This is a genomic window from Streptomyces marokkonensis (assembly GCF_039539045.1).
GTDB classification, from domain to species: domain Bacteria; phylum Actinomycetota; class Actinomycetes; order Streptomycetales; family Streptomycetaceae; genus Streptomyces; species Streptomyces marokkonensis.
Genome location: NZ_BAABCQ010000062.1, coordinates 1 through 11863, shown reverse-complemented (window position 1 = coordinate 11863; position 11863 = coordinate 1). Strand labels below are relative to the sequence as shown.

6 protein-coding genes are annotated in these 11863 nt (G+C 71.8%); all 6 read right to left on the bottom strand.

Features of this window, described 5'->3' with window-relative positions; genetic code table 11:
- Nucleotides 1-106: 106 nt before the first annotated feature.
- Entirely contained in the window at nt 107-3481 is a 3375-nt protein-coding gene (tmk, locus tag ABEA26_RS17325) for a dTMP kinase (RefSeq protein WP_345593318.1), read from the bottom strand.
- A gap of 134 nt (nt 3482-3615) precedes the next feature.
- Complete coding sequence (gene topA, locus ABEA26_RS17320) at nt 3616-6468, bottom strand: type I DNA topoisomerase (protein WP_345593317.1); 2853 nt, start codon at nt 6466-6468, stop codon at nt 3616-3618.
- A 270-nt stretch (nt 6469-6738) separates the two neighbouring features.
- Complete coding sequence (locus ABEA26_RS17315; RefSeq protein ID WP_345593315.1) at nt 6739-6936, bottom strand: hypothetical protein; 198 nt, start codon at nt 6934-6936, stop codon at nt 6739-6741.
- Nucleotides 6937-7455: 519 nt separating this feature from the next.
- Nucleotides 7456-8973, bottom strand: a complete 1518-nt coding sequence (locus ABEA26_RS17310; RefSeq protein WP_345593313.1) for a DUF7059 domain-containing protein — start codon at nt 8971-8973, stop codon at nt 7456-7458.
- A gap of 79 nt (nt 8974-9052) precedes the next feature.
- Complete coding sequence (locus ABEA26_RS17305; protein WP_345593312.1) at nt 9053-9643, bottom strand: nucleoside/nucleotide kinase family protein; 591 nt, start codon at nt 9641-9643, stop codon at nt 9053-9055.
- A 206-nt stretch (nt 9644-9849) separates the two neighbouring features.
- Nucleotides 9850-11863 (bottom strand): sodium-translocating pyrophosphatase (locus ABEA26_RS17300; RefSeq protein ID WP_345593311.1); only part of this gene is annotated, 2014 nt, incomplete at its 5' end.

Sequence of the window (11863 nt, the reverse complement as noted above, 5' to 3'; positions counted from 1 at the left end):
GCTCCGCGCTCCGCACTCCGCGCCGCGTCCTCCATTGTGCGGGGCGGCACTGACAGCGGGTGCCGGGTGCCGGGCCCGCACGGGCCCGGGTCGGTGGCCCGGCCGGTCAGCGCCTGCCGCGGCCGTTCCCCCGACGGCCCTCGTCATCGTCCCGGCCGTCACGCCTGACGTCGCCCCGACCGCTTCCGTCACGCGGGCCGAGCAGCTCGTCCGCCAGCGTCGGCAGGTCGTCCAGCGGTGTCTCCTCGGCCCAGTCCGGGCGTCGCCTGCGGGGCGGTGCCTGATCCGGGTCGATCTGCGGCAGCTCGCGCGTGCGGTCCTGGGGTTCCTCGGGCCGGTCGGTACGGGCGGCCGGGCCGTCCTTTCGGAAGTAGCCCGGCGGCACCCGGTCGGCGGGGTCGTCCTCACGTACGGGGGGCAGCACCGCCGTCTCGTCGATGGCCCGCGGCTCCACAGCGGGCAGCACCGCCGTCTCGTCCGCCGCGCCGGGCGGCACCGGCGGCATGGGCAGCTCGGTCGTCACTTCGGACTCGGACTCGGACTCGGACTGGGCTTCGGGCTCAGGTGCGAACTCGCGGTCGGAGGCTTCCGGTGCCCCGGGTGCCCGGCCGTCGTCGCCGCGCTCGCCCCGGGAGCCGTCCTCGGCGCCGCGCCGGTCGTCACGGGAGTCGGCGGGGTCCCGCACCGGCCGCAGTACCGCCGTGTCCTCCACCGACCCGCCCGAGGCGTTCGTCGGGTTCACGACCGGCGTCGGCACGGTCATCGCGTCCGAGGGGTGCGAGGGGTGCGAGGTGTGCGACGAGGACGGAGCCGGCGGGACCGGGCGGGGCGCGTCCGCCGCGGGAGGTGCCGTCGGCTTCGGACCGGCCGCGGCCGCTGCCGCCGCCTGCTCCGCCGCCCGGCGGGCCTCCTCGGCCCGCATCAGGGCCTCCTCGGCCTTGCGCTGCTTCTCCAGGCGCCGGGCCTCGACCTCGGCCCGCAGCCGCTCCTCCTCCTCGGCCTGCTTGCGGCGTCGCTCCTCCTCGGCCCGCAGCCGCGCCTCCTCCTCGGCCCGTGCCTTCTCCTCCGCCAGGAGCCGTGCCCGCTCCTCCTCGGCCTTCCGGCGGGCCTCCTCGGCCCGCTGCCTGGCCTCCTCGGCCTGCCGTTCGGCCTCGCGCCGCTGAGCCTCCTCCAGCTCGCGCCGCTTGCGCTCCTCCTCCTCGGCGCGCAGCCGCTCCAGCTGTTCGAGGCGCTCGCGCTCCAGGCGCTCTTCCTCGGCCTTGCGCGCGGCCTCCTCCTCGGCCTTGCGGCGCGCTTCCTCCTCGGCCTTGCGGCGTGCCTCCTCCTGGGCCTTGATCTCGGCCTCGGACAGCGGCAGCACCTGGTCGAGCCGGTGGCGTACGACGGTGGTGACGGCCTCGGGCTCCTGGCCCGCGTCCACGACGAGGTAACGCCCGGGGTCGGCCGCGGCGAGGGTCAGGAAACCGGAGCGCACGCGCGCGTGGAACTCGGCCGGCTCCGACTCGAGCCGGTCCGGCGCTTCGGTGAACCGCTCGCGCGCGGTCTCCGGCGGGACGTCCAGCAGGACGGTCAGATGCGGGACGAGCCCGTCGGTCGCCCAGCGGTTGATGCGGGCGATCTCGGTCGGCGACAGATCACGGCCGGCGCCCTGGTAGGCGACCGAGGAGTCGATGTACCGGTCGGAGATGACCACGGCTCCGCGCTCCAGCGCGGGCCGGACCACGGTGTCGACGTGCTCCGCGCGGTCGGCGGCGTACAGCAGTGCCTCCGCGCGGTGCGACAGCCCGGCACTCGACACGTCCAGCAGGATGGACCGCAGGCGCTTGCCCACCGGCGTCGCCCCCGGTTCGCGCGTCAGTACGACCTCGTGGCCCTTGCCTCTGATCCACTCGGCGAGGGCCTCGGCCTGGGTGGACTTCCCCGCGCCGTCACCGCCCTCCAGGGCGATGAAGAAACCGTTCGACACGGGCGTCGGCGCCGGGTCGTCGCCGCCGAGCAGCGCGTCGCGCAGGTCGTGCCGCAGGGGCACCCCGGAGCGGTCGTCGACCTTGGCCAGCACCAGCGCGGCCACCGGCAGCAGCAGCGCGCCGACCAGCATCAGCATGAACGCGGCGCCGCCGTGCGCGAAGACGAACCTGCCGTTCTCCAGCCGGTGCGGTCCGATCAAGGCGGCCATCACGGGTGCGACGACCGCGCCGAGCGCCACGTAGACGCGGACGACCGCGTGGAGGTGCTCCGTCGTCCGCGCCCGGCGGTGTTCCTCGGTCTCCTGGTCGAGCAGCGTGTGCCCGGTATTGGCGGTGACGCCCGCGCCGACGCCGGCCAGGGCGAGGAGCAGCAGCACGGTGGTGTCGTCCGGGACGAGCCCGGCGGCCAGCAGGGCGACGCCGGCGACGGCGATCGCCAGGGCCAGCAGGCGTCGGCGCGACAGGGACGGCAGCAGGGCGGGGGCCGTACGGATACCGACGACGACACCGCCGGTCAGCGCGCCCACCATCAGCCCGTACAGGACGGGCCCGCCGCCCAGGTCCTTGGCGTGCAGCACCGCCACGGCGACCACGGCGGACACCACCGCGGCGACCGCCGCACAGGCGAGCACCAGCAGGGGAAGGACTCCGGTGCGGCCCTTGTCGACGCCGGTGCCGCTCTTGGGGCGGCGCATGCCCTCCAGCGGCGACCGCGCGCGCGGTGTGCGTACGCCGGGCAGCTCCAGGAAGGACACCACGCACAGGGACGCGGCGAACAGCCCGGCAGCGACGTACGAGCCGAGCGCCGCCTGGTGCTCGGCGAACCAGTCGATGCCGGCGCCCAGCAGGTTGTTCAGCAGACCCGCGACGACCAGCACGGCACCGGCGAGGGGGATCGCCACGAAGCCCGTACGCAGTGACAGGCGGCGCAGCGCGTCCATGTGGTCCGGCAGCGGCCGTACCGTCGCGCCTTCCAGCGGCGGCGCCGGCAGCAGCGCGGGGGCCGCGCTCTCCCGGCACACCGTCCAGAAGCGCTCGGCGACGCCGGTGACGAAGACGGTCACCAGGAGGACGGCGAGCGCGTCGTCCGGCGTCCAGTCGATCCACAGCGGAGCGACGATCAGCAGCGCGGCCCGCAGCCCGTCGGCGCCGACCATGGTCCAGCGCCGGTCGAGCGGGCCGTCCGGTGAGGTGAGTGAGGTGAGGGGGCCGAGCAGAACGGCACCGAAGAGCAGCGTCGCCAGGATGCGTACGCCGAAAACGGTCGCCACTGCGAACGCCACGCCCCGGTAGCCCCCGCCGAACGAGCCCGCGCCGATCGCGGCCTGGACGGCCAGGAGGACCAGCACCAGGAGGGCGAGGATGTCGCCGACACCCCCCACGAGCTGTGCGCTCCACAACCGCCTCAACTGCGGGCGGCGCAGCAGGGCGCGGACGGCGCGCTCGCGGGAGTCCGCGACCAGGGCATCGTCCGGGGCGGGGTGAGTGGCCGTTGGCTGCTCGGCTCGCGTCATGCGTTCAGCCTATCTGCCGTCTCGGACAGTCCGGCGTGCCCGGCCGAACGTACGGACGCCCCGACACCGAAATGATGCCGGGGCGTTCGTTTCGCGAAGAGCGCGTGGAACGCTCTTCGGTTGCTGAGCCGGGCTCAGTCCTCCAACGACTTGGAGGCGGTCGCCGTCTTGGCGGCGGTCTTGGTGGCCGTCTTCTTCGCCGTGGTCTTGGCCGCGGTCTTCTTCGCGGCCGTCGTCTTCGCGGCCGTCGTCTTCTTGGCCGCGGTCTTCTTCGCCGTCGCCTTCTTGGCCGGGGCCTTCTTCGCGGCGGCCTTCTTCGCCGTCTTCTTGGCGGGCCCCTTGGCGCGCTTCTCCGCGAGCAGCTCGTAGCCCCGCTCCGGCGTGATCTCCTCGACGCTGTCGCCGGAGCGCAGGGTCGCGTTGGTCTCGCCGTCGGTGACGTACGCGCCGAAGCGGCCGTCCTTGACCACGACCGGCTTCTCGCTGACCGGGTCGGTGCCCAGCTCCTTCAGCGGCGGTTTGGCCGCGGCCCGGCCACGCTGCTTGGGCTGGGCGTAGATCGCCAGCGCCTCCTCCAGCGTGATCGTGAAGAGCTGCTCCTCGGAGGTGAGGGACCGCGAGTCCGTGCCCTTCTTCAGGTACGGGCCGTAGCGACCGTTCTGCGCGGTGATCTCGACGCCCTCGGCGTCGGCGCCGACGACGCGCGGCAGCGACATGAGCTTCAGCGCGTCGTCCAGGGTGACCGTGTCCAGCGACATCGACTTGAACAGCGAGGCCGTACGCGGCTTCACGGCGTTCTTGCCGGTCTTCGGGGTGCCCTCGGGGAGCACCTCGGTGACGTAGGGGCCGTAGCGGCCGTCCTTGGCGACGACGGCGTGGCCGGTGGCGGGGTCGGTGCCCAGCTCGAAGTCGCCGCTCGGCTTGGCGAGCAGTTCCTCCGCCAGCTCGACGGAGAGCTCGTCCGGCGCCAGGTCCTCGGGGACGTCGGCGCGCTGGTGGTTCTCGGAGTCCTTCTCGCCGCGCTCGACGTACGGGCCGTAACGCCCGACGCGCAGCACGATGTCGTTGCCGACGGGGAAGGACGACACCTCGCGCGCGTCGATCGCGCCGAGGTCGGTCACGAGCTCCTTGAGGCCACCGAGGTGGTCCCCGTCGCCGTTGCCCGCGTCGGCGGCGCCGCCCTCACCCGCGCCCTCGCCGAAGTAGAACCGCTTCAGCCACGGCACCGCCTGGGCCTCGCCGCGGGCGATGGCGTCGAGGTCGCCCTCCATCTCGGCGGTGAAGCCGTAGTCGACGAGCCGCCCGAAGTGCTTCTCCAGGAGGTTGACGACGGCGAAGGACAGGAAGGACGGGACGAGTGCCGTGCCCTTCTTGAAGACGTAGCCGCGGTCCAGGATCGTGCCGATGATCGACGCGTACGTCGACGGTCGGCCGATCTCGCGCTCTTCCAGCTCCTTGACCAGCGACGCCTCGGTGTAGCGGGCCGGGGGCTTGGTGGCGTGGCCGTCGACCGTGATCTCGTCGGCCGTCAGCGCGTCGCCCTGGGTGACCTGCGGCAGCCGGCGCTCACGGTCGTCCAGCTCGGCGTTCGGATCGTCGGCGCCTTCGACGTAGGCCTTCAGGAAACCGTGGAAGGTGATCGTCTTGCCGGAGGCGCTGAACTCGACGTCCCGGCCGTCGGAGGCGGCGCCGCCGATCTTCACGGTGACGCTGTTGCCGGTCGCGTCCTTCATCTGGGAGGCGACGGTCCGCTTCCAGATGAGCTCGTAGAGGCGGAACTGGTCGCCGGTGAGCCCGGTCTCGGCGGGCGTGCGGAAGCGGTCGCCCGAGGGACGGATCGCCTCGTGCGCCTCCTGCGCGTTCTTGACCTTGCCGGCATACGTCCGCGGCTGGGCCGGGAGGTAGTCGGCGCCGTACAGCTGCGTGACCTGGGCGCGGGCGGCGGTGATCGCCGTGTCACTCAGGGTCGTCGAGTCCGTACGCATGTAGGTGATGTAGCCGTTCTCGTACAGCTTCTGGGCGACCTGCATGGTCGACTTGGCGCCGAAGCCGAGCTTCCTCGAAGCTTCCTGCTGCAGCGTCGTCGTACGGAACGGGGCGTACGGCGAGCGGCGGTACGGCTTGGACTCGACGGAGCGGACCGCGAAGCGCGTGTCCTCCAGGGCGGCGGCGAGCGCGCGGGCGTTCGCCTCGTCGAGGTGGAGGGTGTTCGCGCTCTTGATCCGGCCCAGGGAGTCGAAGTCGCGGCCCTGGGCGACGCGCCGGCCGTCGACGGTCTGCAGGCGGGCCACCAGTTGCGACGGGTCCGACGCGTCACCGGCGCGGCCGGTCGCGAAGGTGCCCGTCAGGTCCCAGTACTCGGCGGAACGGAACGCCATGCGCTCCCGCTCCCGCTCGACCACGAGGCGCGTGGCGACGGACTGGACGCGGCCGGCCGAGAGTTTCGGCATGACCTTCTTCCAGAGGACCGGCGAGACCTCGTAGCCGTAGAGGCGGTCGAGGATGCGGCGGGTCTCCTGGGCGTCGACGAGCTTCTGGTTGAGCTCGCGCGGGTTGGCGACGGCGGCGCGGATCGCGTCCTTGGTGATCTCGTGGAACACCATGCGCTTGACGGGGATCTTCGGCTTGAGGACTTCCTGGAGGTGCCAGGCGATGGCCTCGCCCTCGCGGTCCTCATCGGTGGCGAGGAAGAGCTCGTCGGAGTCCTTCAGCAGGTCCTTGAGCTTCCTGACCTGAGCCTTCTTGTCAGCGTTGACCACATAGATCGGCTGGAAGTCGTGTTCGACGTCCACGCCGAGTCGGCGAACCTCACCGGTGTACTTCTCGGGCACCTCCGCGGCACCACTGGGAAGGTCGCGGATGTGCCCGACGCTCGCCTCGACGACGTAGCCAGGGCCGAGATAGCCCTTGATCGTCTTCGCCTTGGCAGGCGACTCGACGATGACGAGTCGGCGGCCGCCGTTCGCGGTCTCGCTGGTCGGGGACAACTTCGCTCTTCTCTCCGGTCGACGCTGGGCCTCCCCAGGCCGTGTTCCCGGGGTCGGGGTCGTGCTGCATTTCGGTCGTGACGCTGCGGAGTGTGACGGTACCTCCCGCCCCCGTGTCAAACGGGAAAAGCCCGCAACGGCCACTCGAACGGTAACCCGACGAACCCTGTTCCTGCCGCCCGGAGTGTTTACCGGCCCTCATGCGTGTATCCGGAGCGCGATCCCCCGGTTACCCGGGCGGGGGTGCGGCCGGGGGCCTGAACCGGCCTCTCACACGTGCGTCAGGCACCATGCCGCGAGGGCGAGAGCGACCACCGCGGCGATGCTCGCGACGGTCGCCGATGCGACGGGACTCACACCGTGCGCGACCGGCCGGCCTTGCCGGACCCGCGTCGCGGTCCACACCAGCAGACCAGCCCCGAACAGGGCGAACACCATTCCCGCGAAGATCGCCGGCCCGCTCTCCATGGTCCCCGTGCCCCTTTGCTCCAGCCTGCGCGTGTCCAGCCTCCGGGAGGCTGTCACGCGACGGCGGCGGAAAGGCGAACCCGAGGTGAACGGCGAGCCGACGGCCCGCGCGCGTGGCCGGTTCTGCGTCAGGACCGATTTCCCCGGCGGCGACGGGGCGGCGGAGGACCGGCGGGCCGTACGGCAAGGGGTTGTGCACGGGGACGGGTGGCGACGAACCGGGGACGGAGTCGGGACGTACGGCGCGGCAGCGGAGTCAGGAAGTACGGCGCGGCAGCGGAGTCGGGGCGTACGGCGCGGAGGCCGCGCTCGACGAGGGCCGGAATCGACAGGGAGGCCGGACTCGGCGACGGCCCGGCTCGACGGGGACCGGGCTCGACGCGGAGGCCTGACTCGACGGGAACGGAATCGGCGCGGAGTCCGGAATCGACGCGGAGCCCGGAATCGGCGAAGGCCGGGCCCTCGACGAAGGCCCGGCTCGACGGGGACCGGAATCGACGGGGACCGGCCGACGAGGCTCTACGCCGGTTCAAGGAACCCCTGCTCCACCAGCAGCCGGATCTGCGCGGGCGTGCGGTCGCGCAGCGCCACCGAGTCCTCGCCCACCAGCTGGGCGATGGCGTCCAGGATGCGGCCGGCGCTCATGGTGCCGTCGCAGACACCGGCGAATCCGGCGCCGACGGTGTCGACCCGGGTTGCCCGGCGCATGCCGCGGTTCTGGCGCAGGACGACGTGCTCGGGATCCTCGGCTCCGGGTAGCCCGACCTGCTCCTGCACAACCTCACCGGCCAGCGTGAAGTGCGCTTCGAGCAGGGCCGCGTCGTCGTGGGCACGCAGGTAGTCGACTCGGTCGAAATGCGCGCGCACGGTCTCGCCGAGCGGCTGCTCGATCGGGTGCGGCCACTCCTCGGTGGTGATCGAGGGCTCGGCGGCACCGGTCCGGCGCAGCGTGATCCAGCCGAAGCCGACGGCCTTGACCTTGCGCGCCTCGAACTCGTCCAGCCACGCGTCGTAGTGCGCCTGGTACTCGGCCGCGTCTCCGCGGTGGTCGCCCGCGTCCCTGAGCCACAGCTCCGCGTACTGCGTGACGTCCTGTACCTCGCGCTGCACGATCCAGGCGTCACAGCCGCGCGGCACCCAGGAGCGCAGCCGGTCCGTCCAGTCCTCCCCCTCCACGTGCTGCCAGTTGGCGAGGAAGTGCGCGAACCCGCCCTCGTTCAGACGCTCTCCCGTCTGCTGAACGAGCGAGCGGCACAGATCGTCCCCACCCATCCCGCCGTCGCGGTAGGTGAGGCGGGCGCCCGGTGAGATCACGAACGGCGGGTTGGACACGATCAGGTCGTACGTCTCGTCGTCGTCGACCGGCTCGTAGAGCGACCCCTCGCGCAGTTCGGCGACCGGGGCGCCGGACAGGGCGAGCGTGAGCGCGGTGATGTGCAACGCGCGCGGGTTGACGTCGGTCGCCGTCACACGCGTGGCGTGCGCGGCGGCGTGCAGCGCCTGGATGCCGGAGCCGGTGCCGAGGTCGAGGGCGGCGGAGACGGGCGTACGGACGGTGAGGCCCGCGAGGGTCGTGGAGGCGCCGCCGACGCCGAGGACGACGCCCTGGGCGTGGCTGCCGATGCCGCCGGCGCCGCCGACCGCGCAGCCCAGGTCGGACACGATGAACCAGTCCTCGCCCCCGGGCCCGCCGTACGGCCGTACGTCCACGGTGGCCGCCACCTCGTCGTCGCCCGCGCGGACGAGCCACCCGCTCTCCAGGCACGCGTCGACGGGCAATACGTCCGCCACGCGCGCGTGACGGGCGGGTTGCTGGAGCAGGAACAGCCGTACGAGGAGTTCCAGCGGTGTGTCGCCGCGGGTGGCTCGGAGCGCGGGCACGGTCTCGCTGCGCGACAGCGCCGCGTAGGCGGGGGCGCCGAGCAGCTCCAGCAGTCCGTCGGCGGTGAAGGAGGCCCCGAGCAGGGCGTCCCGCAGCCGCGCGGTGACGTCGGGGCGGTCGGCGCAGGGCAGGGGGGACAGGCTGGCGTTACTCACTCCCCCATTGTGGCCCCGCGGCCCGCACCCCGCCGTGGTGCCGCGGCCTGCGCCCCGCCCCGCGCCCGTGCGGCGGAGGTCAGCCGGCAGCGGCCGAGGGCGTCACCGAGGCCGACTTGCAGCTGGCCTGCTTGGCCATCGCCTGGCCGACGTCGCCCTCCTCGAGGGTCTTCAGCGCGTCACTGCCGCTCTTGCTGAGTTTGTTCAGCTCGGTGGCGATGTCCTTGAGACCGTCGGCGAACTTCGCCTGGTCCTTGGTGTCGAGCTCCTCCACCTGCTTCCTCAGGGAGGCGTACGACGAGGAGAGGCCGTTGAGTTCGGTGACCGCGTCCTTCTGCTTCTTCTCGCCCTCCTCGACGTCCGGCGCCCCGGCCTTCTGGACGGCGCCGCCCATCGCCTTGTAGGCGTCCGACATGTCCTGGAACGCCTTGGCGTCGGTCTTCTGGACCTCTTCCGGCGTGCTGTTGTCCGAGGTCTCCTTCTGGATCGCCGCGTTGGCCGCCTCGATCTTCTTGGCCTGCGGCTGCACTCCGTCGCAGACCTCCTTCGCCCAGGAGTCCAGCTTGTCGTTGTCGTCGTCGCTGCTGCATCCCGTCAGCGCCAGTACCAGTACCGCACCGCCGGACAGTGCGGCCGCGAGCTTCTTGTTCACCGGATTGGTCCCTTCCATGGCTCTCGGCCCCGGAACATACACGCCGGATGGGGGACATCCGCAGGACGAACATCCGTTAGGACCGTATTGAAGCCATTTGCACCAAGAGAGATAAGGCTCACGATGAAGGGCGCACGCACGCACGACGCGGGCGTACGACGCGTCAATACGCGCCGTACGCCCGCCTTTTGGCCTGCTCCCTCGGCGAGGCTCCGAGCCGGGACCTACGAAACCACCGCCGGATCGGCCGACTTGGGCTCCGGGTCGATGTCGCCGTCGTCGTCCATGGCGATTCCGCGCCGCTTGGAGACGTAGACCGCGGTGGCGATGACGGCGAATGCGACGACGGCCACCCCCACCCGTACGCCGATGCTCTCGTCGGCACCGTAGGAGAACTTGATGATCGCAGGAGCGATGAGCAGCGCCACCAGGTTCATGACCTTCAGCAAAGGGTTGATCGCCGGGCCCGCGGTGTCCTTGAACGGGTCGCCGACCGTGTCTCCGATGACGGTGGCGGCGTGGGCCTCGCTGCCCTTGCCGCCGTGGTGACCGTCCTCCACGAGCTTCTTGGCGTTGTCCCAGGAACCACCGGAGTTGGCGAGGAACACCGCCATCAGGGTGCCCGCGCCGATCGCGCCCGCCAGGAAGGCGCCGAGCGCGCCCACGCCGAGCGTGAACCCGACGAAGATGGGCGCCATCACGGCGAGCAGCCCGGGCGTGGCGAGTTCCCGCAGGGCGTCTCTGGTGCAGATGTCGACGACCTTGCCGTACTCCGGTTTCTCGGTGTAATCCATGATTCCGGGACGCTCCCGGAACTGCCGCCGCACCTCGTAGACCACCGCGCCCGCCGACCGCGACACGGCGTTGATCGCCAGGCCCGAGAAGAGGAAGACGACCGCCGCGCCGGCGATGAGGCCGACCAGGTTGTTGGGCTGCGAGATGTCCATCATCAGGGTCATCGGCACTTCGTCGCTGGTGAGGTCCTCTCCCACGTCCGCCGCGCCGGTGGTGATGGCGTCGCGGTACGACCCGAACAGGGCCGCCGCCGCGAGGACGGCGGTGGCGATGGCGATGCCCTTGGTGATGGCCTTGGTGGTGTTGCCGACCGCGTCCAGGTCGGTGAGGACCTGGGCGCCGGCGCCCTCGACGTCGCCGGACATCTCGGCGATGCCCTGCGCGTTGTCGGAGACCGGCCCGAAGGTGTCCATGGCGACGATCACACCGACCGTGGTGAGCAGGCCTGTGCCGGCCAGCGCCACCGCGAACAGCGCCAGCATGATCGACGTACCGCCGAGCAGGAAGGCCCCGTAGACGCCGAGGCCGATCAGCAGTGCGGTGTAGACGGCGGATTCCAGGCCGAGCGAGATACCGGCGAGGACGACGGTCGCGGGGCCCGTGAGCGAGGACTTGCCGATGTCCTTGACGGGGCGTCGGGTGGTCTCGGTGAAGTAGCCGGTGAGCTGCTGGATCAGAGCGGCGAGCACGATGCCGATCGCGACCGCGACGAGCGCGAGGATCCGCGGGTCACCGTCCCGGCCGGCGATCGCCGCGTCCGTGACGCCCTCCAGCTCGGAGTACTTCCCGGGCAGATAGACGAAGACGGCCACCGCCACCAGCACCAGCGAGATCACCGCGGAGAGGAAGAAGCCCCGGTTGATCGCGCTCATGCCGCTCCGGTCGGACCGCCGGGGCACCACCGCGAAGATGCCGATCATGGCGGTGATCACGCCGATCGCCGGGACCAGCAACGGGAACGCCAGCCCCGCGTCGCCGAAGGCCACCTTGCCGAGGATCAGCGCGGCCACCAGGGTCACGGCGTAGGACTCGAAGAGGTCGGCCGCCATGCCCGCGCAGTCGCCGACGTTGTCGCCCACGTTGTCGGCGATGGTCGCGGCATTACGCGGATCGTCCTCCGGAATGCCCTTCTCCACCTTGCCGACCAGGTCGGCGCCGACGTCGGCGGCCTTGGTGAAGATGCCACCGCCGACCCGCATGAACATCGCGATCAGAGCGGCACCGAGGCCGAAACCCTCCAGGACCTTCGGCGCGTCGGCCGCGTACACCAGCACCACGCAGCAGGCACCCAGCAGGCCGAGCCCCACCGTGAACATACCGACCACGCCGCCCGTGCGAAAAGCGATCTTCGTAGCTTTGTGCGAGACGAGGGTGAGATCCTTTTCGGGTTCACCCGGAGCCGGTGTCGCCTCCCGCGCCGCCGCGGCGACGCGCACATTACTG